Origin of the sequence: Deinococcus misasensis DSM 22328 (assembly GCF_000745915.1) — a bacterium.
Taxonomy (GTDB): Bacteria; Deinococcota; Deinococci; order Deinococcales; family Deinococcaceae; genus Deinococcus_C; species Deinococcus_C misasensis.
Genome location: NZ_JQKG01000004.1, coordinates 93,911 through 119,088, shown reverse-complemented (window position 1 = coordinate 119,088; position 25,178 = coordinate 93,911). Strand labels below are relative to the sequence as shown.

18 protein-coding genes are annotated in these 25,178 nt (G+C 51.7%); 6 read left to right on the top strand and 12 right to left on the bottom strand.

What is annotated here, in order from left to right; translation table 11 throughout:
• Window positions 1–158 precede the first annotated feature (158 nt).
• The 6 genes from Q371_RS04760 to Q371_RS04735 all read right to left on the bottom strand — a co-directional run bounded on the left by Q371_RS04760 (window position 159) and on the right by Q371_RS04735 (window position 9,975).
• Window positions 159–911 (bottom strand): M48 family metallopeptidase, encoded by a 753-nt coding sequence (locus Q371_RS04760; protein ID WP_051963271.1) that lies wholly within the window; start codon window positions 909–911, stop codon window positions 159–161.
• Window positions 908–4,090, bottom strand: a complete 3,183-nt coding sequence (locus Q371_RS04755; protein WP_034336822.1) for a type I restriction endonuclease subunit R — start codon at window positions 4,088–4,090, stop codon at window positions 908–910. The genes Q371_RS04760 and Q371_RS04755 overlap by 4 nt, the downstream gene beginning before the upstream one ends.
• Window positions 4,091–4,128: 38 nt before the next feature.
• Window positions 4,129–5,739, bottom strand: a complete 1,611-nt coding sequence (locus tag Q371_RS04750; RefSeq protein ID WP_034336819.1) for a reverse transcriptase domain-containing protein — start codon at window positions 5,737–5,739, stop codon at window positions 4,129–4,131.
• A gap of 319 nt (window positions 5,740–6,058) precedes the next feature.
• The gene (locus tag Q371_RS25345; protein WP_084571237.1) at window positions 6,059–7,288 is read right to left on the bottom strand and encodes a restriction endonuclease subunit S; all 1,230 of its coding nucleotides are present in this window, start codon (window positions 7,286–7,288) and stop codon (window positions 6,059–6,061) included.
• A 129-nt stretch (window positions 7,289–7,417) separates the two neighbouring features.
• On the bottom strand, window positions 7,418–8,929 hold the full coding sequence (locus tag Q371_RS04740) for a type I restriction-modification system subunit M (protein WP_034336817.1): 1,512 nt from the start codon (window positions 8,927–8,929) through the stop codon (window positions 7,418–7,420).
• Window positions 8,930–9,183: 254 nt separating this feature from the next.
• Window positions 9,184–9,975, bottom strand: coding sequence for an alpha/beta hydrolase (locus Q371_RS04735; protein WP_034336814.1), 792 nt, complete (start codon window positions 9,973–9,975; stop codon window positions 9,184–9,186).
• 208 nt (window positions 9,976–10,183) lie between these two features.
• Between Q371_RS04735 and Q371_RS04730 the strand changes: the two genes are divergently transcribed.
• Both Q371_RS04730 and Q371_RS04725 read left to right on the top strand, forming a co-directional pair.
• Entirely contained in the window at window positions 10,184–12,721 is a 2,538-nt protein-coding gene (locus tag Q371_RS04730) for a transglycosylase domain-containing protein (protein ID WP_051963268.1), read from the top strand.
• Window positions 12,722–12,805: 84 nt separating this feature from the next.
• Complete coding sequence (locus Q371_RS04725) at window positions 12,806–15,100, top strand: transglycosylase domain-containing protein (RefSeq protein ID WP_051963266.1); 2,295 nt, start codon at window positions 12,806–12,808, stop codon at window positions 15,098–15,100.
• Between the two features lie 66 nt (window positions 15,101–15,166).
• Here the strand turns inward: Q371_RS04725 and Q371_RS04720 are convergent, their stop codons facing one another.
• From Q371_RS04720 to Q371_RS04705, 4 genes are all read right to left on the bottom strand, one after another.
• Window positions 15,167–16,327, bottom strand: coding sequence for a Gfo/Idh/MocA family protein (locus Q371_RS04720; protein WP_245618231.1), 1,161 nt, complete (start codon window positions 16,325–16,327; stop codon window positions 15,167–15,169).
• Window positions 16,305–17,306 carry a sugar phosphate isomerase/epimerase family protein gene (locus Q371_RS04715; protein WP_034336810.1) on the bottom strand — a complete coding sequence of 334 codons (1,002 nt, stop codon included), beginning with the start codon at window positions 17,304–17,306 and terminating at the stop codon, window positions 16,305–16,307. Before Q371_RS04715 ends, Q371_RS04720 begins: the two co-directional genes overlap by 23 nt.
• Before the next feature lie 183 nt (window positions 17,307–17,489).
• The gene (locus Q371_RS04710) at window positions 17,490–18,512 is read right to left on the bottom strand and encodes a Gfo/Idh/MocA family protein (protein WP_034336807.1); all 1,023 of its coding nucleotides are present in this window, start codon (window positions 18,510–18,512) and stop codon (window positions 17,490–17,492) included.
• The gene (locus Q371_RS04705; RefSeq protein WP_034337090.1) at window positions 18,512–19,231 is read right to left on the bottom strand and encodes a ThuA domain-containing protein; all 720 of its coding nucleotides are present in this window, start codon (window positions 19,229–19,231) and stop codon (window positions 18,512–18,514) included. The genes Q371_RS04710 and Q371_RS04705 overlap by 1 nt, the downstream gene beginning before the upstream one ends.
• 136 nt (window positions 19,232–19,367) lie before the next feature.
• Here Q371_RS04705 and Q371_RS04700 point away from each other — a divergent pair, with 136 nt between their 5' ends.
• Together Q371_RS04700 and Q371_RS04690 are read left to right on the top strand one after the other, a co-directional pair.
• Window positions 19,368–20,213: an AraC family transcriptional regulator gene (locus Q371_RS04700; RefSeq protein ID WP_157442518.1), complete on the top strand. Its 846-nt coding sequence runs from the start codon at window positions 19,368–19,370 to the stop codon at window positions 20,211–20,213.
• A 943-nt stretch (window positions 20,214–21,156) separates the two neighbouring features.
• Entirely contained in the window at window positions 21,157–22,533 is a 1,377-nt protein-coding gene (locus Q371_RS04690) for a replication initiator protein A (RefSeq protein WP_051963261.1), read from the top strand.
• Window positions 22,534–22,814: 281 nt separating this feature from the next.
• On the opposite strand, the gene Q371_RS04685 is transcribed toward Q371_RS04690, so the two are convergent.
• Window positions 22,815–23,627 carry an ATP-grasp domain-containing protein gene (locus tag Q371_RS04685; protein ID WP_034336802.1) on the bottom strand — a complete coding sequence of 271 codons (813 nt, stop codon included), beginning with the start codon at window positions 23,625–23,627 and terminating at the stop codon, window positions 22,815–22,817.
• Window positions 23,628–23,697: 70 nt separating this feature from the next.
• On the opposite strand from Q371_RS04685, the gene Q371_RS04680 reads away from it, so the two are divergent.
• Complete coding sequence (locus Q371_RS04680; RefSeq protein WP_034336799.1) at window positions 23,698–24,105, top strand: RidA family protein; 408 nt, start codon at window positions 23,698–23,700, stop codon at window positions 24,103–24,105.
• Between the two features lie 128 nt (window positions 24,106–24,233).
• On the opposite strand, the gene Q371_RS04675 is transcribed toward Q371_RS04680, so the two are convergent.
• Window positions 24,234–24,860 carry an HD domain-containing protein gene (locus Q371_RS04675; protein ID WP_051963259.1) on the bottom strand — a complete coding sequence of 209 codons (627 nt, stop codon included), beginning with the start codon at window positions 24,858–24,860 and terminating at the stop codon, window positions 24,234–24,236.
• Between the two features lie 44 nt (window positions 24,861–24,904).
• Here Q371_RS04675 and Q371_RS04670 point away from each other — a divergent pair, with 44 nt between their 5' ends.
• On the top strand, window positions 24,905–25,117 hold the full coding sequence (locus tag Q371_RS04670) for a hypothetical protein (RefSeq protein WP_157442517.1): 213 nt from the start codon (window positions 24,905–24,907) through the stop codon (window positions 25,115–25,117).
• Window positions 25,118–25,178 lie beyond the last annotated feature (61 nt).

Sequence of the window (25,178 nt, the reverse complement as noted above, 5' to 3'; positions counted from 1 at the left end):
ACATCCAACCAGAGCAGGTGAACTCAGCGTAAGTTCATCAGAGCGGGTTGTCAAACGCAGGTTTCCGGGCAGTGCGCAGGAATGATTCTCCTGCCAACCCCCTGCCCATCGCTGCACTCTGGGCGGTCCCCCTTCACGAAGGGGGATTGAGGCATGTGCTAGAGTTTCAGCTCCACAAGGGCATTGAGTTTTGCCCGCAGGGATTTCCAGTCTGGGCAGACACGGGTGAGCAGGTGGTAAAAATCTGTGTTATGTCTGGGAATAACCAGATGGCAGAGTTCGTGCAAGATCACGTAATCAATGCAGTCTTTGGGCGCACGGACCAGTTCGGTGTTGAGCACCACATGGCCTGCCTTTGAACAGGAACCCCAACGGGTGGTCATTCTGCGAACAGAGAGGCGTGAAGGCTCTGGGATTCCAGCGCGGTTTGCCAGAGGTGCCACCACTTGCATCCTGTCCGCAAAAATCTTTTTGGCGCGTTTCAGGTACCAGTCTTTCAGCAACTGTTCTCGCAGTGCAGCATCTTCCCGGTTTTGAACACACAGGTACAGGATGCCTCTGGTGAGCTGAACCTCGTTGTAACCTGCCTCCATGACTTTCAGGCGATACTGTCTGCCCAGATAGCGGTAGGATTCACCAGAAACGTACTCACGCTCTGGCAGTGGAGAAGCCAGTTGGGTGACTTCACGTTTCTGGGCTTGAATCCAAGCCGCTTTTGTTTTGACTGCCTCACGGATCTTGCGCAGTGGAACACCCTCAGGAGCTTCCACGACCACATCACCGTTGCTTTCCACATGGATGGCGAGGGTTTTTCGCCGAACATAATGCAAGGTGTAATGCAAAGACAGGGTGCCGTATTGCACCTGATCGGTGATGTTTTCAAGGATGCGTTCGGCTTTTTGGAACTTCATGCTCTGTTGCGGGCCACCTGAATCACACGGTCCATGATGTCATCCATCAGGGTGAAACTGATGGGAACCCCTGAAATTCGCTTGAAACCCACCAGAAAGTCTTCCATGTCGTTTTTCATGGCTTTCTGAACGTCTTCTTTGCTGTACCAATCAATCACCTGATGCCTGAGGATGATGTCATCCAGCTCCAGAGCCACCTCTGCACTCTGGTCGTTGGTGATGGACAGGTCTTTCAGGGTTTCTTTGATGATGCCGTAATAGGCCTGTGCAGCAGAACGCTGAATGAGCATCACGGGCAGATCATCGCGCACTTTGTTCTGGGCTTTTTCCAGCACTTCACGGATTTTTCTGAGGTATTCGAGGTCAGAGAGGCGCTTGGCGCGGTGCTCATCGATCACTTCCTGAATGATCTGGGACAACTGGCGGTAAAAGGTGGGGTCCTCTTCCATGTTGACCGTGATGGTCCGGCGGATCCGGCTGGCAATGGCATCTGCTTTGGCAGCCTCACCCGGAATGGAGTCGATTTCTGCCTCGAATTTTGCAGTGCTGTTGATGTCCACAGGTTCCATGATCACCTTCACCTGATCTGCACCCACATGCTTCTGAACCAGATTGCGGATCTGCACCTCGTAACGGGAGTAATCCACCGTTTCACCGTAGCGTTGCTTGACCACCACCCGCAGGTTCAGGAAGTATTTCAGGTCGTCCTTGTACTTGCGTTGTTCTGCCAGAGGTGTGTTGTCAATAAAACGACCATTGGAGAATGCCAACTGCATCAGTCTGGCATAGGAACGCAAAGCAGCATAGAACTCGTCGCGGATGTTCTCGGGCTCCAGATGCCTCTGCATGGCCTCATGGTCGGACTTGTTATGAACCCCATTGAAGACCGCCCAGACGCTGGCATGCACCTCTGGGAGCTTCTGGATCTCCTCCCAGACATCCACCATGGTCCCCTCGATGTCTTCAAGGTCAAAGCCTTCCTGTTCCAGAGCAGCATACATGTCCATGGCGTCGGTCAGGTCACCGAAAATGCCCCGGTAGTCGATCACCAATCCGTAATCCTTGCCTTCAAAGACCCGGTTCACACGGGCAATGGCCTGCAAGATGTTGTGCTCTTTCAGCTTCTTGTCGAGGTAAAGGACCGCATTTCTGGGGGCATCAAATCCGGTGAGCAGTTTGTCCACCACGATCAGGATTTCAGGATCATCGCTGTTCTTGAAGGCCTCAATGACGGACTTCTGGTAAGTGTCTGCATCTCCATAGCGGTGCATCATGGCGTTCCAGAACTGCTGGACCAGAGGGGTGCTCAGTTCGTCAGTGCTCTCGTGGCCTTCTCGGGTGTCTGGCGGGCTGATGATGACCTCTACCGTGACATCCCGGAATTGCTCGAACGCCTGCTTGTAGCGGATGGCCATTTCCTTGCTGGAAACCGCAAACTGGCCTTTCAACTGGGTGTCTTTGAAGGTGCTGTTGAAGTGCTGCCCGATGTCATAGGCAATTTCTTGAATCCGGTCATTGGATTTCAGCAGTTCCCCTTCACGGTGGAATTTCTTTTTCAGGTCAGCCTTCTGGTCATCGGTGAGGCCTGTGGTGATGCGGTCAAACCAGCGGTCCAGTTGTTGCTGGTCTGCACGCAGGTCACTCATGCGACCCTCGTACCGGAGGGGCACCACGGCACCATCCTGCACCGCCTGATTCATGGTGTACTTGTGGATGAAGCCCCCAAACTTCTGGGACGTGCTCTTGTCTTTTTTGAGGAGGGGCGTCCCGGTGAACCCAATATAGCAGGCGTTGGGGAGCAGCAGTTTCATTTTTTCGTGGTTGCTGCCGTACTGGCTGCGGTGGGATTCATCGATCAGAACAAAGACATCCGAGGAACCATAAGTCTGGTTCTGGGCCAGCGTGCGGGCCGTATCAAACTTGTCAATGATGGTGGTGATGATCTGCCCCTCGTTGTTCAGCAGGAGGTGCAGCAAATGGCGGCCCGAGTCTGCTTTTTTGACTTCCTTCTGGCAGGCTTTGAAGGTCCGGTAAATCTGATCATCGAGGTCCACACGGTCGGTCACCAGCACCACTCTGGGATCTTTGATGGAAGGCTCCAACGCCAGAGCTTTGGCCAGCATCACCATGGTCAGGGACTTGCCAGAGCCGGTGGTGTGCCAGATCACCCCGCCTTCACGGGTTCCATCTGGAAGGATGCGTGTGACCCTTTTCAGGGTTTCTTTGATGGCGAAATACTGCTGGTAACGGGTGATCTTCTTGATCTTGTTGTCAAAAAGGGTGTAGCCATAAACGATTTCCAGCAGACGCTCAGGGCGGATCAGGCTGTGCAACAAACGGTCCTGAGCTGTGACCTGTCTGGCCCCAGAAGCCCACACCTCCTGCATCTGAAGCTGGTCTTTCCTTTCGCGCCACGACATCAATTTGTCTTTCAGGGCAGCAGACAGAGGGGCATTGATCAAGCGCTCCAGCGTCTGGTCCTGAGTGATCTGGTCGTCTTCCCTCCAGAACCCCCAGTACTCTTTGGAGGCCCCTGTGGCTCCATAAAGGGCCTCGTTCTGGGACACCGAAAGCAACACCTGAGCAAAGGGATACAAATGAGGGATCTCCTCTGGCTTCTGGTTCCTGAGGTGCTGGCTGACCCCCTCTGCCACCCCGACCTCTGGACGCTTGCACTCGATGACCACCAGAGGAATCCCGTTCACAAAAAGCACCATGTCCGGCCTGCGGGTTCTGGTGCTGCCCACCCGTTCCACCACAAACTCATCCGAAACGTGATAAACGTTGTTCTCTGGGTTCTGCCAGTCAATGAATTTCAGTTGGTGGGAGCGCACGTAACCTTCAATGGTTTCCTGCATGCTGCGCCCGAGGGTGAGCAGATCGTAAACCTTCATGCTCGAAGACATCAGGGACTCAAAAGGCAGGCTTGCCAGTTCACGGGTCGCCAGATCCAGATTGGCCTCACTAAAAGGGTACAGGTTCCCTTTGAACTCAAAACGGTTCAGTTTTGCCAGTTGTTCCCTCAAGACCTGCGTGAGCACCACACCAGAGCGCTTGTGGTCCCGCAAAGCATCTGCCTCTGAGGGGGTCAGGTATTTGTAACCCATGGTGCTCAGGAGGGTGAGGGCAGGGATCAAACTGATGATGTTTTCTCGGGTGGAGCCTGAACGGGATGGCATTTCTTACTCCTTCGTCTTAGTATATATTGATCTGTATACTAAAATGGTAGTTGAGAATCATTCTGCTCATGCACTTCAATACTTTGAGTTTGATGATCACATTCCATGTAAAATTTTCCCCTATAGTATGCCTTTACAAGACTAGAAAAACCCAGAGTTTTAAGCTCTTCTACATTTAAATTGTTTATATCATCAAACTCATGATATAATCGCTTCTTTATCCAATTATTCAATCTTTTAATTTGATTCATATTTGAGATCCTACAAAAATACTTAATCCAGTTTCTTCGCTTTAAATATGTTTGTCCACATTTTTGACAAGTTTCATAATAAGATACACCGTCTACCCTAAAATTTATCACTCTTTGAAGAGTTAATCTTAGTCTAAATCTTGGATCGCTAAAGCTTCCAAAATGCTTGTGGGCATCAATCATTTTTCTGTTCCATTTATTTTTAAATTTTTTTATATTACTATGACTTATTAGTATTGTCTTGGTATTTATGTTGAATCCCACGAATTTTATATAATTGAGATTTAAATTGGTGATTTTCGTTTTTGAATTAATGGACTCAGATAGCGGATAAAGTTTTAACTCCATCCCCCCTTCTGCGTATAGTTTATTTATAAACTCATATACCCTATAGTATGCATCTTCTGCATCTTGCTCACTCCTAGCAAGAATTACAAAATCATCAGCGTATCTCACATATTGTATATCAAAATCCTTCTTAAGAACTCTTACTACCCATTCATCAAAACGATGCATGTACAAATTCGCAAGCAATCCAGATAGGACACCTCCCTGAGGCACTCCAGCAGTTCGTTTTAGCATTTTAAGATTCGCTTCTTTGCTATAAGGATTCATTGTCTTAAAGTTTATTCTTTTATCATATTTATAAGACATAAACTCGATCATATTAACGTGCATAAATCTATGTAGGATTTTGAATACTCTACTATTTGCATCTATATATCGCGAGATTTCGTGTTCTAATGGTTTCCATGGTATCGTATCAAAAAATTTTTTTAAATCCGCTTCTAAAACATAAGTATACCCCAATTTTGAATACTCCAACACAGATGAAGCAGCATCCATAGTTGATTTCTTCTTTCTATATGCATATGATACTGGCTTTATTTTGTTTTTTTTGCGTTTATCAAAGACCTCAAATTCTTTTTCTATAATATCATAAATCAAGCGATATATTATTAATTGCACTATCATATCTTGAATTGCACAAATAGCTAGACTTCTAGTGTTGCCTTTTTCCATCTCCCTTAAATAGTCCTTTTTGCGGGGAAATTCTAATCTATCTTGATCTTTAATTACCAAAACTTCTCTAAAGGGTTTAAATATGTATTTTCCGGTTTTTAAGCGCTTAATTATCCCCTTTGAGTAATTATCAAAGTTCTTCTCGAATGATTCGAAGGTTATACCATCAGAACCTAACGGAATTTTAACAACTTGACTATCTTTAATATTGAAAACCCTCTCCAGTCTTTCTTCTCCCGAAATTAAGAATATATCCTGAAAACCATTTTCAGAGGCCATCATCCTATCTATTTTGGTAAACTTGTACTCGCAGTAAATTTCTTTCAGGATTTCTGGCTTCAAAAGTTCGTCTAAGTAAGGGTCTAGGTTATGCATACTACAATAATACAAAAAAGCGCTCTCGAAGGAGCGCCGTATCGCATGATAAGGTCCATGCTAACCGAAGTAATTTCTTACTTCATACCCTTAAGGTAGTAAACCTCTTTCTTGAGCTTGAGCGACAGCATCTGCTGGCGGACTTCTCGTTCGTACTTCTACATTATACACTATCCAGTGCATTTGTAAAAGACGAGCACTGTGTCCAACATTTGTTGGGCAGGCATTGACCTGCTCGTGCTTGCAGAGCAGGTCAATGCCTGCCCAACACAATACTGCTTACATAATAGCCATAATTCCGAAAAATGTAAACACCCCTCTAGGGGTTGTCTGTATTTACTCGAAGCCGTCCACTTAACAATTCCAGTTGTAGCCCGAGTTTTTGTGTTTTGAGGGTCTCAATTTGTTTCCTCAAAATATGCAACTCATACTCACTCAACTGCAATATTTCTACAATTCTACATTGCTCGATTAAAGAGGGAATGCATATGCGTAAAGCTTTGAGCTGATCTAAACCTATTCCTTTCACAGTACTACCATTAGCCATTCCAGAAATTATATTACCATAATACTCAAAATAGAATCCCAAAAAATGTGGATTTAGAATATTCTTAGTAAATATAGCTTTTAAGTCTTGGTTTATAGCTGCATCTCGATCACAAAAAACAATACGTCCCACAGCCATTCTAGTAGATACTATAAGTGTGTTTGCAGTAATCAGACTTGTAGCACTTTTAGCAAGTCCAAGTTTTGATATATATTCCTGCGTTCTATGGATAATCTTAGATTTCATATCTTTTACTGTTATCCAAGGAATTTCATTATTACTCCAATATTCTGAGATTTCTCGTCTAGGAGTACCACCACCTACTATTTTTTCAACAAAATCTCCCAACGGACCTTCAGACCAATCCTTTTCCTCAAACTCCCGAAATCGCATCTTCCCAGTGAGCAATTTCTGCATAAGGCCACGCTTAAGCAGTTGCTTCTTCTCGATCAGGGTTTCCAACTGTTCAATGGCGGTGTCCCACGCCCCGAGGATTTCAGCGATTTTCTTCTGCTCTGGCAGGGGGGGCAAACTAATCTCTATCTCTAAAAAGTCAGCTTTAGAGATATTCTGCATACTTTTACTGCTCCCAGATGCAGAGTCAGCTATCTTTTTTCTCATCGTAGGTGATCCAAGCAAAAAAGAAAGCCACCTCATAGATATGTTGTCACTCCTTGGCTCTATCTGCCAGAGTTTATCCGACAAATATAGATTTGGATAATCCTGATAAATATAAGCACTAGCACCCACAAGCTCTGGAGTATTTGCCCGGCTAAAAATAATCTTATCTTTCTTGGGATTTAGTCTGGCTCTACTTACATCATCTTCAATAATAGCTTTATTTTCTTGAGGCTTAAAAATTCCATATGATACAGAGCTGACTTTAAGAACACCTTTTTCATTAAGATCTGCTGGTCTACCCTCTCCATTCACACTAACACCAGCTTCAAGGCTTGCAATTACATCTTTTAGCTGGCATTCCTTCCATTCTTTTGGCAACATGATTCCCTCGTCTCATCAACACCAGACAAAATAAAAACCCACCGCTGTAAGCATTGTGGAACAAGAGGCTTGGTGGGTATGGTTGCTCCAAGTATACCCGAGAAAAGCCAACTTTACACAAAGGCTGTGCTAAACCAACCCCAGTTCCTTCAAATACCCCTGAAGTTTCCCCCGAGTCTCCTGCAACTGCTCCTCCAACAGCTCAATCTCCTGCTGCACAGCAGCCACATCAATCTCTGCTTCTTCCTCGAAGGTGTCCACGTACCTCGGGATGTTCAGGTTGTAATCGTTGTCGCGGATCTCCTGCACCGGGACCACTTTGGAATATTTCTCGATTTCGGTCCGGTTCAGGTAGGTGTCCACAATTTTCTGGATGTCGGTGTCGCGGAGTTTGTTCTGGTTTTTGCCTTCCTGATATTCCCTGCTGGCATCAATGAACACCGTGCTGGTGTCGGTTTTCCCATGCCTGAACACCAGTATGGCTGCCGGAATGCCCGTTCCAAAGAACAGGTTGGAGGGCAGGCCAATCACGGCGTCCAGCAGGTTCTCTTCAATGAGTTTCTGCCGGATGCTGCCTTCACTGCTGCCCCGAAACAGCACCCCGTGCGGAACCACAATCCCGGCCCGGCCCCTCTGGGGATGCATGGACTCGATGATGTGGGAGATGAAGGCGTAATCCCCTTTGCTCTTGGGAGGCACACCCCGATGGAACCTGCGGAACGGATCATCGGCAGCGTCTTCTGCCCCCCATTTGTCCAGAGAGAACGGCGGGTTGGCCACCACCACATCAAAGCGCATCAGGGTTTGCCCGTCGTGCAGCAGTTTGGGGTTGCGGATGGTGTCGCCCCACTCGATGCGTGCGCTGTCCAGCCCGTGCAGGAACATGTTCATTTTGGACAGTGCCCATGTGGACCCGTTGATGTCCTGTCCGAACAGGCTGAAGTTCTGGATGCCTTTCTTGAGAAGCTGGTTTCCAGTCTTGATCAGCAAAGAGCCGCTTCCGCAGGTGGGGTCGTAAATGCGTTCGCCGGGCTGGGGGTTCATCAGTTCGGCCAGCAGTTCGGACACTTCGGCGGGGGTGTAAAACTCTCCAGCTTTTTTCCCTGCTCCAGCGGCAAAATTGGCAATCAGGTACTCGTAGGCATTCCCGATCACATCCAGATTCCCAATTCTGGAGGGCCTGAGGTCCAGTCTGGGGTCCGCAAAGTCTTGCAGCAGGTTTTTCAGGCGCACATTGCGTTCTCGGGTCTGTCCCAGTTTGCTGTCGCTGTTGAAGTCGATGTTTCTGAACACCCCTTCAAGTTTCTTGTTTTTCTCTTCAATGGCGTCCAGCGCTTTGTTGATGCGTTCCCCAATGTTGTCTTTGTCGCGGTTGTTGTACAGGTCGTAGTAACTCTGTCCTTCAGGCAGGTAGAACCGTTCCCGTTCCAGCCTGCGCTGCAACCGCTCTGGGTCATCGCCATATTCGGTTTTCAATTGTTCGTAATGTTCATTCCACGTGTCGCTGATGTATTTCAAGAACAGCATCACGAGGATGTAATCTTTGTATTCACTCGGGTCGATGGTCCCCCGGAAGGTGTCGCAGGCCTTCCAGAGGATCTTGTTGATTTCATCCTGGCTCACAGCGAAAGGCAACGTCATGACCAGAATTTTACCCCATCCTCAAGAGATCGCTGATGCCCAACGGAACCCCTACCCCTTTACAAAGGGGTCACTTGCGAGTGAAGCGCGCAACGGGGGATCCTCACCCCTTCGTAAGGGGTCACTTGCAAGCAAAGCGCGCAACGGGGGATCTCCACCCCTTCGTAAGGGGTCACTTGCAAGCGAAGCGCGCAACGGGGGATCTCCACCCCTTCATAAGGGGTCACTTGCAAGCGAAGCGCGCAACGGGGGATTCACAACCGGGAGATCTCTAACCCCAGCCAGTTCAAGATGTGGTCTGCAACCTCCTGCCAGCCCTCTTCCAGCATCATGGCGTGGGCCATGTTGGGAAAAATGTGGGCCGTGGTGCCGTAAGCTTTTGCGGTTTGCTGTTGCTGGGCAGGTGTGAAGAAAAAGTCACGTTCTGCACCCAGAACGAGCAGGGGGGTTTTCAATTTTCTGGGATCAAGCTGCACAAACAGGGTGTCCAGAAAAGCCACAAAAGATTCCCGTCCCATCTGCTGAAAATACCTGGCTGTTTTTTCTGCAGAGAGGGTGTTGGAAAAAAAGGCGGTTCTTGCCCGTTCAGGGCTTCCCACCAGATGCTGGAGGTTGAAGGTGAAGGTGACCTTCAAAAACAAAGCAGGATCGTTTTTCAGGCCCCTCAGGAAGGTCATCCAAGATCCGCTGATGGACATGGTTCCCAGCAGCACAGCAGCAGGCAAGGTGTGCTCTTGCAGGTATTTTTGCACCACCATCCCCCCATTGGAATGACCAATCAAAATGGGCTTCTGAGGCAGGGAAAGCACAGCCTCATGAACGTCTTTCATATAATCGTTTAGGCGGGTGGTAAAGAGCTTTTCGGTGCCCTCGCTGTTTCCGTGGCCGCGCAAACTCACCGCGTACACGTCGTATCCTGCGCTGGCAAAATGCGGCATGAAGTGTTCCTTCCAGGCCCACACGCCAGCCCAGAGACCATGCACCAGCAAAATGGGGGTCGGGTGGCGTTTCTCGGGGGCGGCCTGATGCACAATGTCGAGTTTCATGGGTCTCCTTTAGAGGACGGCAAGGGTGTGAATGTTCAATCACTGGAAAAACGACTGTTCTGGTTGTCCCAGACAGCTTTGATGGATCAAAGAGATGCTGTGCTCCATGGTACACCGTTGAATTTCAGCTGGAATCAGCACGTACAGATCCCCTGATCCGTCAGCAACAGGCACTGCCAGAGGTCTGCTGCAGCTGTAAAATGACCCCATGCCCCGTTTGAATCTTGTTTTGAGGGTGATGCTTTATGTTTTTTTCGCTTTGATCGCCCTTTTTGCCCTCATCCTGCTCAGCTGGCAACCCGAGATCCGTCGGGTTCACACCGTCAAGCAACTGGAGTACGCCGGAAAAGCCACCATACTGGACCAGAACGGTGAAGTGCTGGCCGCCCTCTCCCCCACCCTGAGCAGTGGCGCACGGGTCAGCCGTCAGGTGCTGGGCACGGACGGTTTCAGTCCGTGGCTGCGCAAATCGGTGGTTGCCAGCGAAGACGAGCGTTTCTTCATGCACGCTGGCATCGATTGGCGCGGTCTGGGTCGGGCGGTGTTCAGCACCCTGAGAGGGGATCCACAAGGCGGAAGCACCCTGACCCAGCAGGTGGTCAAAAACACCCTGCTCTCCGAGATGCAAGGGGCCAGAAACCCCACCCGCAAACTGAAAGAGGCCCTGATGGCTCTGAAGGTCGAGAAGAAATTCAGCAAAGTCGAAATCCTGACCGCTTACCTGAACGTGGTGTACTGGGGTGTGGGACGCACCGACCTGATGGGTGCAGAAGATGCGGCGCTGGTGTATTTCCGCAAGCATGCCAGAGACCTCAACCTTGCAGAGAGCGTGTACCTGACCACCTTGTTGCCCAACCCGAGGCGGTATCTGGATTACCCGTCTTACCGCCCCCTGATGAAAAACCTGCTGGACCGCATGGTGGAAAGCCGCATGGTCACCCCTCAGGAAGCTCTGGAAGCGTGGCGGTTTCCCCTGAAACCTGCAGGATGGTCTGTGCGTTATGACGAGCAGGGCAACCTTCTGGAAGCCACTCTGGTCAATCCAGACGCCAGAAAACAGAATTCACCTGCGCCCAGAGTGCGTTTTGCAGATGGTTTTCTGGATCAGGTGGAGCGCGAACTGCTGGAGCGCTTCTCCAAAAGTTTGCTGTACCAATCGGATGTGTCGGTGCTGACCACCCTGAATGTGCAGGCCCAGAGGTCCGCTGAACGGGCCAGCATCGAAGCCAACTTGCCTGAGGGCACCACACTGGGGATTGCCCTCCTCAACCCCAAAAATGGCGATGTGAAAGCTCTGGTGGGCCAGAAGTTGGGGGATGGCCTCCTGGAAGAATGGAACCATGCCACCCGATCCAAACGGCAGGTGGGCAGTTCGATCAAACCTTTGCTGTACACCTTTGCCCTGACCCGAGGGTTCACTCTGCACAGCACCGTGCTGGACCTGCCCCTCAAAGGTGAATATCAGCCTCAGAATTTCAATGGTCGTTACAGTGGCAAAGCTGTGACTTTTCAGGATGCTCTGGACCACAGCTTGAACCTGCCTGCCGTGCACTTGCTCGACCAGATCGGCGTTGATCCTTTTGCCAGCAAGCTACAACAGTTGGGGCTGCAGGCAGATCCCAGAGCAGGGCTTCCGCTGGCCATTGGTGCTGTGGAGGCCAGTCCTCTGGAGATGGCTGCTGCATATGCCCCCTACGCCAACGCTGGAACCTTCTTCAAACCAAGGGTGATCCAGAAAGTCCTGCAAGGTGAAAGGGTGCTCTGGGACAACCAGAAGCCCGAGGCCAAACAGGTGTGGGATGAAAGAACCGCTTTTGAGGGGTTGAATTTGCTGCGTGGCTTTGTCTCTGACCTGACCCCTGCACAGGGCGGTTTGGGTTGGAAAGCCCGCATTCCGGGCTGGCAGGTGGGGGGCAAAACCGGAACCACCAACGATGTGAAAGACCTCTGGTTTGTGGGCATCACCCCAGAGCTTGCCGGGGCCGTCTGGATCGGCAGGAGCGACAATGCCCCACTGCCTTCAAACCTGTTCAGTGGCGATGTGGCCGCACCCCTCTGGCAAAAAGCCATGGCAGGTGCCCTGAATGGCAGGAAAATCACGGCTTTTGAATCTCCAGAGGAAATCAAGGCTCAAGCTGCCTCCAGAGGGCCAGAGGTGGTTCGTTCTGCACTTCCACAGGCTCAAAACACCAAACCTGTCAGCACCGAAGCCATCCAAAAAACAACGCCTGCCACCAAAAACAAAAACCAGCAAGCCACGCTTTACGCCAGACAGGACAAAGAAAGGAAGGTTTTCCAGCAGAAAGAAGACCGCTTGCTGGCCTTGCAGGCAAAAGCCAGAGGGTCTGTAGAACAGGAACGCCAGAACCTGCTGGAATCCCAGCAAACCGAACAAAACCGCCTGAAACTGAAAATGGCCAATCTGGTGCGCCAGCAGCAGGTGGATGCCACTTTGCAGAAGGTCAGGATTGCAGCCACCCTTTCCAAAGAACAGAAAGCTCTGGAGACGCGCAAATACGACCGGTTGTTGCAAACCCAGAAACAGCAACGCATCACGGTTCAAAGGGAAATCAGCCTCCTCAACCAGAAACAGAAATCCCAGAGGGTCGCCTTGCTGCAAAAAGAAGGCCGTTTGTTGACCCTGCAAAAACGGGAACGCATCCAGTTGCGTGAGCAAGAAATGGCCCTGCTGTCTGCCCAGAAGAAAGAACGGGTGCGCTTGCTGCAAACCCAGGCACAACTGTGAACCTGACGGGACCTGAAGGTTTGCTCAGGGTTTCTTGTTGAAATTTCGGGCAGGCTTCTCAAAGTGGCCTCATAGACTGGCTGCATGCGTGGATGGAAACTGTTTTTTCGAGTGTTTTTTCGTTTGATGTTGTCGATGTTGCTGCTGGGCGTTGCTGCCGTGACTGTGCTGTACCAGAAATGGAAACCCGATTTTGCTCAGGTGAAAACCCTGAGCAACCTGAAACATGCAGGCAGGGCCACTTTGCTGGACCGGGAGGGCCGGGTGGTGAAGGTGATCGGGGTGTCCAGAGCGGGAGAAATTGGGCCTGCCCGCAAGCATCTGGGGCTCTCCCAAATCAGTCCATGGCTGCAAAAAGCGGTGGTGGCCAGTGAAGACATCCGGTTTTACCAGCACAACGGCATCGACCATCGGGGTCTGTCCCGCGCCCTCTGGAAAACCCTCTCTGGAGACATGGAGGGTGGAAGCACCCTCACCCAGCAGGTGGTCAAAAACACGTTGCTGTCCGACCTGAAAGGCGCACGCACCCCAGAGCGCAAGTTCAAAGAGGCCCTCTTTGCCCTTGAGGTGGAAAAACAATTCACCAAGCACCAGATTCTGGAGCTTTACCTGAACCTGATTTACTGGGGTGTTGCACGAACCGATCTGGTGGGCGCAGGGGACGCTGCCAAAGCCTATTTCAACAAACCTGCACAGGACCTGAATCTGGCGGAAAGCGTGTATCTGGCGGTGCTGCTCCCCACCCCTGCGCGGTACAACGATTATTCAGGCTACCGTCCCCTGATGAAAGACCTGCTGGACCGCATGGTGGAAGCGGGAAACATCACCCCAAAACAGGCCAACGAGGCATGGAAACACCCGCTGCAACCTGCGGGATGGAAAATTCAGTATGGCCCCTCTGGAGAGGTGGTCAAAGCCCAACTGACCGACCCGCAAGCCCGCAAAAAGCACTTTCCCATCCCGGAGTACACTTATGCCGATGCTTTTCTGGATCAGGTGGAGCGGGAACTGGTGCAGAAAGTGCCTATGGAAGCCTTTTACACCTCAGATGTCCGGGTGCACACCACCCTGAACCGCAAAGTTCAACTGGCCGCCGAACAGGCCAGCAAAAAAGCCAGCATCCCCAGAGGAGCAACGCTCGGCATGGCCATTGTGGATCCGCACTCTGGAGAGGTGCAGGCTCTGGTGGGCCAGAAACTGAACGATGGAATTGCTGACGAATGGAACCACGCCACACGCACACGCAGACAGGTGGGCAGTTCCATCAAACCTTTGCTGTACACCCTTGCCCTGTCCAGAGGCTGGGACCAGACAGACACGGTGCTGGATGCACCCCTGAAAGGCAAATACCAGCCCCAGAATTACAGTGGGCGTTTTTCAGGGGAACCCATCATGCTTCGGGCAGCCCTCAACCAGAGTTTGAATTTGCCCACTGTGCGCTTGCTGCAAAAACTCGGGGTGCACAGTTTCAAGCAAAAATTGACCCTGCTGGGCCTCAAGCCCGATCCGCAAGCGGGACTGTCGATCGGGATCGGAGCACTGGAGGCCACCCCTCTGGAGATGGCTGCAGCGTATGCACCGTTTGCCAACTGGGGCAAGCGCCACACCACCCGTGTGATCCAGCGCATCACCTCCAATGGGAAAACCCTGTACGAGGTGAAACCAAGCCGTCCTGTGAAGGTCTGGAGCCCTCAGGTGGCCTACATGGGACTGGACATGATCCGTGGGGTGGTCGGAGACCTGACCCCTGCACAAGGCGGACTGGGCTGGAAGGCCCGCATTCCGGGGTGGCAGGTGGGGGGCAAAACCGGAACCACCAACGACGTGAAAGACCTCTGGTTTGTGGGCGTCACCCCCAAATGGGTGGGCGCGGTCTGGGTGGGAAAACCCGACAACACCTCCATGCCCAAAACAGCCTACAGTGGAGACATTGCTGCACCCATCTGGCAAAAAACCATGTCTCTGGCTTTAAAAGGGGAAGAAAAAATGGCTTTCCTCAAACCCTCAGGGATCCGCACCATCAACATCTCTGGACGCCACATGGCCTTCTTGAAAAACGAAATTCGTCCTCAGTCAGCCCTTGTGGCAAGCCGTCCCAGAGCCACTGCACGTCAGGCCACTCCGGTTGCTGTGAACGGGCGGACACCTTCAAAACCCAAACCCACCCCAAAAACGGTGGTGCGTTCTGCGATCCCAAAACCCGCAGTGGTTTTGAAACGTGTTCCCATAACCCAAGTGAAAACCCAGAAACAGTCCAGCAGGGCAGCTTTTATGAAAAGACAACAGGAAAAGGCCCGACTTGCCAGCATGCTCAGCAGCAAAACCCGCCAGCATTTCCAGAAGCAGTACCAGAAGTACCTCAAAAAACAGGGGCGTTGAGGCTGACCCACCACAAAAAGCCCATCCTGATCAGGATGGGCTTTTCTTTGAATGGTGTTTGGCCCTTCAGAACACGGTCCATTTCTGGTCTGACTGGCTGCTTTCCACCACTTTTTCGATGAACTTTACGCCCAGAGCCCCGTCTTGCACGGTGGGGAAATCGAATTCTGTCAGGGGATTCCCAGCTTTGCGGGCAAGGATGGCCTCTGCCACACCCCGGTAGATGTTGGCAAACGCTTCAAGGAACGCCTCGGGGTGACCTGCAGGGATGCGGGACGCTTTTTTGGCTGCATCACACAAGTAGTCGTTGCCGCGCTTGAGGACTTGCACAGGTTCGCCGAGACGGTGAAACTCCAGTCCATTCGGGTCTTCCTGATGCCACACCAGAGAGCCTTTCTCTCCGAAAACCCGGATCCTCAGGTCGTTTTCCATGCCAATCTCGATCTGGGAGGCGATCAAAACCCCTTTGCCTCCATTGTCAAACTTGAGAAGCACGTTTCCATCGTCGTCCAGTTGCCTGCCTTCCACAAAGGTGGTCAGGTCTGCGCAGATGTGGGAGATGTGGAGTCCAGTGATGGTGCTCATCAGGTTCTCTGCGTGGGAACCGATGTCTCCCATCGCCCCGGCGATCCCTGAACGTTTGGGATCGGTGCGCCAGTCGGCCTGTTTGGCTCCGGTTTCTTCCAGTTTGGTGGCAAGCCAGCCTTGGTTGTACTCCACAATCACTTTGCGGATGGCCCCGAGGTCACCGCGACGCACCATTTCTCTGGCCTGACGCACCATCGGGTATCCGGTGTAATTGTAGGTCACCCCGAAAACCACCCCTTTTTCCTGCACGATGCGAACCAGATCTTCGGCCTGTTCGCTGCTGTGCACCAGAGGCTTGTCGGACACAACATTGAACCCCGCTTCTGCAAAAGCTTTCGCAGTTGGGTAGTGCATGTGGTTCGGGGTCACGATCACCACAAAATCAATGCGCTCGTCCTCAGGCAGGGCCAGTTCGCCTTCCAGCATGGCCTCCCAAGTGGGGTAATTGCGCTTCACACCCAGTTCTTTGCCAGAGAGGAGGGCTTTCTCTGGGTTGCTGGAAAAAGCCCCGGCCACCAGTTCTGCGGTGGAATCCAGTGCGATGGCTTTGCGGTGCACCGCTCCAATGAATGCGTCCTTGCCGCCCCCGATCATGCCGTATTTCAGGGCCATCTGCTCATTTCCTTTCGAAAGCGGCATCGAAAGCCACTCTGGAGGGAGTAAAGTCCAGTTTTCGCACGAAGGCTGCACTCTCACTGGCCCCGTGCACCCGGTCCATGCGGATGTCCTCCCACTCCACCGAAAGCGGTCCCGAGTAGTTGATGTCATTCAGGGCCACAAGCACATCTTCAAATTTGATGTCCCCGTGTCCCAGAGAACGGAAATCCCAGTAACGGCGGTAATCTCCGAAGCTGGTGTGCCCTCCGAAAACCCCCACGCTGCCGTCTCCGTGTCCCCACCACACGTCTTTCATGTGCACGTGGAAAATCCGGTCTGCAAACTGCCGAATGAAGCGGATGTAGTCCACATGCTGGTATCCGAGGTGACTGGGATCGTAGTTGAACCCGAAACGGGGATGGTTGTTGACCGCTTTGATGGCCCGTTCACTGGTGGCAATGTCAAAAGCAATTTCGGTGGGGTGCACTTCCAGAGCGAAATTCACATCGCACTGCTCGAAGACGTCCAGAATGGCTCCCCAGCGTTTGCCGAAGTCTTCAAAACCGGCCTCCCAGAAGTCCTGACTGGTCGGCGGGAAAGCGTAAATGGAATGCCAGATCGAGGACCCGGTGAAACCGTTGACGACCTTGACCCCCAGAGCCTGCGCAGCACGGGCGGTGTCCATGATTTCTTCGGCGGCACGTCTGCGCACCCCTTCCGGGTCTCCATCTCCCCAGACGTGCTCTGGAACGATGGATTTGTGTCTCTCGTCGATGAGGTCACACACCGCCTGACCGACCAGATGGTTGCTGATGGCATACACCTTCAGGTCGTGCTGGTGCAGGAGTTCGAGTTTCTGTTTGATGTACTCGGGGTTTTTCAGGGCTTCCTGAACATTGAAGTGGTCTCCCCAGCAGGCGAGTTCCAGACCGTCGTACCCCATGGCCTTGGCGAGGGGAGCAAGATCACTCAGGGGCAAATCGGCCCACTGTCCAGTAAAAAGCGTCACAGGTCTTGGCATGGCATCTCCTTTGAGAAAGAGGACGGCTTTTGGCGAAACCAAATCGCAAAAACACCGTCAGGATGAAGCATTTGGAAATTGAGTCAGGCCCTTTTAACTTACCTCTGAAAGCCTTTCAAGACAAGGCAAGCGAGATAGATTTGTCCCCCTCTCTCAAGGGGGACAGTGTGCAGAGGGGTCACATCACAAAAGTGTCACCACTTGACCATTGCGGGCACTTTCATAACCCTGAAGCACCAGACGCACGCTTTCCCGGCCGTCTTCTCCGGTGCAAATCACCTTCTGGCCTTCACGGATGCTGCGCATGAAGTTGACCACCTGTCTCGGGTGTCCTCCTTCAGAGGTGAAGCTGTACAGCACCTCGTCGGGACGGCTCCAGTCGCGGTTTCCACCGATGCGGGTGATGTGTTTGAGGTAACGGGGAATGCCGTTGCGGATCTGGCACTCCAGCACCCCCTGCGTGCCATACACCCAGAAGCCTTCTTCCCATCCAGTGGCGGTCCAGGAGTTTTCCACGCTGCCCAGAGCACCTGAGGCAAATTCCAGACTGGCCACACTGACATCCTCCACCTCGATGTCGTATTTGAGGGTGGCGGTGCGGGCAAAAATGGATTTCACATCTCCAGCAAAGTGACGGGCGAGGTCGTACATGTGGCAACCGTTGTCCAGCATGGTGCCCCCACCGGCCTGTGCAATCGAACCGAAAGCAGGTGAAACCGTTTCACTGCCAGACCAGTCGTGGGCCTGCCTGAGGCGAATGAAAGTGATGTCTCCAATCCCTCCAGCGTCAATGATCTGCTTGGCCTGTTCAACGTACAGGTTGCTGCGCAGGTGGTGCCCGGTTTGCAGCACCACACCGGCTTCCCTGCACACCTGAATCATCTCATCGCACTGCTCGATGGACATCGAAAGCGGTTTTTCACAGAGGATGTGCTTGCCCGCTTTTGCTGCTGCCAGCGTCAACCCGTGGTGGTAGGCGTTGGGGGTGCAGATGCTGACGGCTTCAAAATCGGCCTTTTCCAGCAGTTCTTCCACAGTGGCATAACCGGGCACACCCCACTCGGTTTCGCGCCTCTGGCGGGTCACCTCGAAAGGCTCAGCTATGGCCACCAGTTGGGCTCCTGCTGCGGTGTAACCCCTGTAGTGGGCCCCAGCAATGTTCCCGGCCCCGATGATGGCCACCCGGAAAGGTTTGACTTCGGTCATCACTCAACCCCTGCTTCCAGAGCCTTGGCATTGCCAAATTTGCGGGGATCGTTCAGGGCAGGCGCGGTCCATTTCACCCCGTTGGCGATGATGCGGATCACCTGAGCATTGTGGTAGGTGGGGTAGGTTTCGTGACCGGGACGGAAATAAAAGATTTTTCCCAGTCCTCTGCGGTAGGTGACAGCGCTTCTGAAGATCTCCCCACCCGAGAACCAGCTCACCATCAGGAGTTCATCGGGGGCCGGAATGTCAAAAGGCTCTCCATACATCTCTTCGGCATCAATTTCCACGTACTCACCGATGCCTTCCATGATGGGGTGGGAATGGCTGACCACCCACAGGCGCTCTTTGTCGTTGGCCTCTCGCCACTTGAGGTCACAGGTGGTGCCCATCAGTTTCTTGAAGATTTTGGAGAAGTGACCCGAGTGGAGAACAATCAGGCCCATCCCGGCCAGCACGCGTTGCTGCACTTTTTCGACAATCTCGTCTTGCACTTCACCGTGGGCAAGGTGACCCCACCAGACCAGCACATCGGTGCTGTTCAGCACGTCATCGGTCAGGCCGTGCTCTGGCTCGTCAAGGGTGGCCGTTCTGGCGTCAAAACCGTAGGCTTCCAGCCCTTTCTTGATGGCCCCGTGGATGCCGTCTGGATAAATGGCGGTCACTTTGGGGTTGCGTTTTTCATGGCGGTTTTCGTTCCAGATGGTCACTCGAATCATGGTTTCTCCTTGCATGAAACGCCTTTAAAGCGTTCACGATCCTGCAGATCAGTTCTGTTGTGTTGCCATCAGTCTAGCTTCAGCGAAAGCCAAAGTCTTGCCGTTTTTGGTAGACTTTTTCTTGTATTCTAAGGGAGTGCCAGTGCAGGACAGTACGAATTACACTTCAGGTTTCTGGTGCTGGGTGGGCCAACCCGGCATTGCCGACCACCTCCACAGACACAGTGACATCGAACTCAACCTCGTGTGCAGTGGGGAACTCACCTACCTGCTCGGGGGTGGGATGCAGGTCCTCAAAGCGGGCGATCTGGCCATCTTCTGGGCGGTCACCCCACACCGGATTGTGCACCTTCAGGAAGGCTGCAAACTCGGGGTGGTGCACATCCCACTCACCGATTTTCTGCGCTGGAACATCCCCCAGAAGCTGGTCCATCCCGTGATGCATGGCGAACTGGTCCTGCACCGTGAAGCCCCAGCTTTCGACATTCAGCTTTTTGAACGCTGGGCCAGAGAGGTGCAGAACACCCCTTCACCTGACCCGGACCAACTGGAAATCCAGCAGATTGTGTATCTGGAGCTGCAAGCCCGCCTGAGACGTGCTGCTCGGGATCTGTCACAGGCCCCAGAGCGCATCATGGCCACCCGCACCCATCCTGAGGACCTGACCCGTGTGGAAACCATGGCCACTTTCGTGTCTTCCAATTACACCGATCCACTGACCGTGGAAGACATCGCCAGAGGGGCCAACTTGCACCCAAACTATGCAATGTCCCTGTTCAAACGCACCATGGGACTGACCCTGCTGGAATACCTGACCCAGCACCGTCTGGCCCACGCCCAGAGGCTGTTGATCACTTCGGATTGCAGCATTCTGGATGTGGCTCTGGAAGCAGGTTTTGGTTCTCTCAGTCGCTTTTATGCGGTCTTCAAATCTGAGGTGGGCATCTCTCCAAGACAATACCGTCGCCAGCGGGCCACCTGACGCTGTTTGATCCAGTTTTGATTCAGAGAGCATGATGCTGTTGATGTGCATGTGCATGTTCATGCTCTGGGTGCACGATTCTGTCCTCCATCCCTTCCAACTATCGTACTTTTTGTAGCGTTTTGAGGATGCCAGAGATCCACTTGAGTTGTCTCCCTTTCAAAAACCAGCGTTTGCAACACCCTCATCAAAGTCCATCAGGACTATCGTACTTTTTGTAGCGTTTTGGGATTCCAGCGATTCATTTCAGCCAGAATTCAGCAAGATGTATATACATATTACTTAGTTGAAAACATATTTATTCGATATTTTTACGTCAATGGACAACCATGTGAAATTGTGACTCCAGAAGACAAAACTGTCCTCAAGAGCAACTGGTCTCATAAAGGCAAAAAGTCTTTTTGGATGGAATTCAGTTGATTTTTTTGAACTTGGACCAATATCGTACTTTTTGTGGCGTTTTGACCCAATCCTCGTACTTTTTGTAGCGTTTTTTTGGGTATCGTACTTTTTGTAGCGTTTGGGTATCGTACTTTTTGTAGCGTTTACCCGGAAAGCACACTTTTTTCAGCTTAAATCGGTCATTTTTCAGCCTGTGGATAAACACAAACAGGTATCGTACTTTTTGTAGCATTTTGGCCCAAAAGTATCGTACTTTTTGTAGCGTTTTGACGAAAATGAGAGAAATGAGAGACCAAAAAGTATCGTACTTTTTGTAGCGTTTTTATCGTACTTTTTGTAGCGTTTTGCTCTCGGGTATCGTACTTTTTGTAGCGTTTTGGCCCAAAAGTATCGTACTTTTTGTAGCGTTTTGACGAAAATTCGTCGTCCCAGAGCGAAAGTGGGGGGCGCCCCTGTTGTTGTACAACAAATATGTTTTTTATAGAAAAGATATAATAAAAAAACAACAACAGGAGGCTTTTTCCAAAAAAGCAGACACGCCATGGCCAAAAAAGAACCCATCCACCTGAGACGGTTTGACGAACTCAACCTGGCCCGCCTGGGATTGATCAGCGTTCAACGAAACATCCCCGAAACCCTCACCCGCTGGGAAGTCGAACACGAAACCGACGGCAGAGTTGTGCGCGTTGTCTGTGCAGGGACAACAGAGTACGGTGGCGTTCCACACGGCATTGACAACGACATCAGCGCAGCCATCATCAACCTGTTCATCGAATCGGGCAGCCCGGAAGATGGGGCACTGACCTTCACCACCTACCAGCTTTTGCGTGCTGCAGGGCTTTCCACCAGCGTCCGGTATTACAACCTCGCCAGAGAAAGCTTGCTCCGCCTGTACTCCTCGAGCTACCTGATCACCGAAGGCTGGCGCGATCACCCCAAGCGCCGCTGGGTCACGGTGGGCTTCCGGTACGTGGAAAAAATTGAATTCACTTCTGCCGACGGAGACACCCTGGACGGCAAATCCATCATCCGGGTGGTGTTGCCCAAGGAGTTGGTGCACAGCATCCGGGCCGGGTACATCAAGCCTCTGGACCTGCAGTTCATGCGCTCACTGGAACAACCCACCACCAGAGCGCTTTTCCGCTTGCTGGACGCCCAGAGGGTGGATCCAGAGGACCCCTCCCGAACCGTGCAGGTGCTTCAAGTGGACCTGCTGGAATGGGCCGAGATGTGCAAACTGGTTTTGCCCACGGCCCACCGCATCCGTCGGGCGCTTGAGCCTGCCCATGAAGAGCTGATCGCCAAAGGATATCTGGCCAGTGTTTCTTACTCTGGGCGCGGAAAAAAGCAGAACATCACTTATGCGTTTGCGCAAGGGGTGCTGTCCCATCCAGTCACGCAGGAACTGGTGGATGTCCTGATGGAGCACGGGGTGGCAGAACCCAGAGCCAGAGATCTGGTGCGCCAGTATGGCGATCAGGTCCAAGATGCAGCCCAGCGCATGGAAAACCTGCTCAAGTCGGGTTTCAAGCCACGCAACCGGGGCGGTTTTCTGGTGGATTTGCTCACCAATCCGAACAAATACGCTCTGGAAGAGGGAAATGCCACAGAGGCCTCTCCACAAGTTGCAGGACGTCTGGAGCTTGACCGGCAAGTTGCTGGCGCAGAAGTGTCTGAGCAGGAACGCTTGAGGCAAGAGTACGACCAGATGACCCCCGAGCAACGTGGAGAGCATGTGGTTCGGACCCTCAACCTGCTGATCCGTTCTGCCCTGAAGCCTCTGGAGTATGACTTGCTTCAGGAGGCTGTGGTTCAGGGTGAAGTGGATGGTTACCAGTTGATCCGGGAGGCCAGCACCGCTGTGATCCAAAAACAACTGAATGGGTTTGTGGATGCCATCCGCAAGTTGCTCTATTGAGTTCTGTGATGGATTTTAAGATGGGTGCGGGGTATAGGGTGCGGTAAATGTGTATGGGAAATCTCGAGGGGCCTTAAAATTGATTTTAGGCGATGATCTGAAATTGCCAGTTGTGGGGGAGCATTTTCATCAAAATGCTCCTTTTTCTTGTGTCGGATTGCCTTTCCTTTAAAACGCTACAAAAAGTACGATAGTTTGCCTCCATTGGATTTTACAGAAGGGACAATTTTTGCTTGGAAACCGAATCAAAATCAATGCACTTTTCCTTTCTAGGACGGCTTTTAGTTCTCTTTGAGGTATTGTAGAACCAGAGCAAAGTTTTCCAGATTCCAGTGTTTCAGGTCACTCATCTGACCATCACCCAATTCGATGATCCTTGCCTTGCCCTTTTCATCCAGAGCAATGTCCACAGAAAAGAACAGAGACCCCACTTTTTGTGCTGCAATGTGGGCCAGATGGGCGATTTGTGGATGTTTTTCAGCAACACCTGCACGCAAAAAAACTTTTCCATGAACCACAAAACAGCGTTCTTCAGTGTTTGCAACCAGAGGTTCAAATTCACGCACGCAGAGACCCCCTTCAACCCCTCCACGAAAGTGAATCATCTGTTGTTCAATGTCCGCAATTTCTGACAAATGATGGGCAACAGGACCCCTGCCTGTCGAAAGGGATTTGACCCAATCTTTCACAAAAAAAGCTTTCCAAGACACATCTTGCAGGCCCAGAATGGCCTCTTTGGCATTTTCAAAGAACCGACTTTCAGGGGTGTGTTCCTTCAGGAGCGGATACCAGAAAGGCAGCTGATGGGTGCTCTGGTATTGCTCAGAGGAGGTCAAGAGGTTCAAGCCTCTGGCCATGGCCAGACGTTCAAAAATCTGGTACTCCGGGACGGTCAGCATCCACCCCCTGTAAATGACTCTGGTACCACTTTGCAAGTCTCCAGAGAGCTTCCATTTTCCCTCTTGAAGATCTTCATGGGACATGAGGAGTGTGGAAAAACCCAACATCTGGGCAGTTTCTCTTTCTTCTTTGAATTGTTCATCGACTTTTCTGATCTGGAAAGGTTCGGCAGGATGAAGAATGCAAAAGTTCATGGAAAAAGTTTAGCCTCTCAGGCTGTGGACAGGGTTTGCAATTGGGTCTTCCCTTTGCGACAATCCTGAGATGTCAGATCAGAAACGCATCAATTTTTCAGGATCTTCTCCACTTGAGCCAGTCATTGGTTACTCCAGGGTTGTGCGTGTGGGCAACATTGTGCATGTGGCTGGAACCACCGCCACCGATTCAGATGGTTCCGGACGCATTGTGGGTGTGGGTGACATGTATCTGCAAACCCGCCAAACCCTCCGGAACATCCAGAGGGCTCTGGAAGCTGCAGGGGTGGAGCTGAAACACGTGGTCCGCACCCGCATGTTTGTCACCGACATTTCCAGATGGGAAGAGGTGGGACGTGCCCACGGAGAATTCTTCAGTGACATTCGACCAGTGGCAGCCATGTATGGGATTCAGGCTCTGGTGCATCCAGACATGCTTGTTGAGATTGAAGTTGAAGCCATTGTCACTGATGCCTGAGAAAGATTCTTGAAATCCAATAACAACCATCTGAGACAGGGAAAACCCTTTTGCTGCGCCGGCGCAGCAAAAGGGTTTGAAGGTTTGATCAGGTGTATTTTGCCATGTGCATGGTTCTTGGGTGGGCCTCATGTTGCCGAATTGGCTTTGTCCTCCTCTCCCCCATCCAGAGCCCCACACTGCACCGCTTCGGTCAGCATGTCTTGTGTGTAATCCCACAAGCTTGGGAACTTCTGTAGATGTTTGGCTTTGAGTTCCAGAAGGGTTCTGCGGGTCAGCTCTGGGTATTCGTCTTTGCAGCCCTTTCCCTGCATCCCCCATGCAAGCAGCATCGGTTGCAAGGCATCCAGAGCCCGTGCGAATTGGGCTTCTGGGGTCTGTGCCTCCTCGAACTCTTTCCATAAAGTCAAAAAGTGCTGGCTCTGGGGTTCGGGAAGCAAGGCAAACAAATCTCTTGCAGCTTCCTGTTCCAGTTCTGCTTGCTTTGCCTTTTCCTCAGCAGAAGCTGCAAAGTAAGTGTCTCCAGCCAGAATCTCCACCAGATCATGTACCAGCAGCAACTCGATGACCCTGTGGATGGAGGTTTTCTCAGGGACGTGCTCTGCAAGGGTGAGGGCCATCAGGGCCAGATGCCAGGAATGTTCTGCGCTGTTTTCTTTGCGACTGCCGTTGTGCAAGTTGGTTTTTCTGAGGGTGTGCTTTAAACGATCACAGGTGATGATGAAGTGCATTTGCTGGTTCAGTCTGGCATCCATGACAGGATGTTATTCCACTTTTGGGTTTGGTGGCCGATGGGTGCATGATGGATGTCATGCATCCGCTTTCTCCTGAAGTTTTGGCCCTGGCCACTCCCATTGAGAAAATTCAGTTTGAGTTTTGGAATGAGGGAAAATTTTCCAAATTTGAAAACCTTCGAGACCACCTGCAAGAACCGTTGGTTTCAGAAGGTTTTGCGGGTTTTGGGTCTGGAGGACGACCGCTGTTGATGCCAGTCATCAAAAACTTGTTTTGATGTCCTGAAAAGGAAAAACCGTTTTGCTGCGCCGGCGCAGCAAAACGGTTTTAAAGGTTGA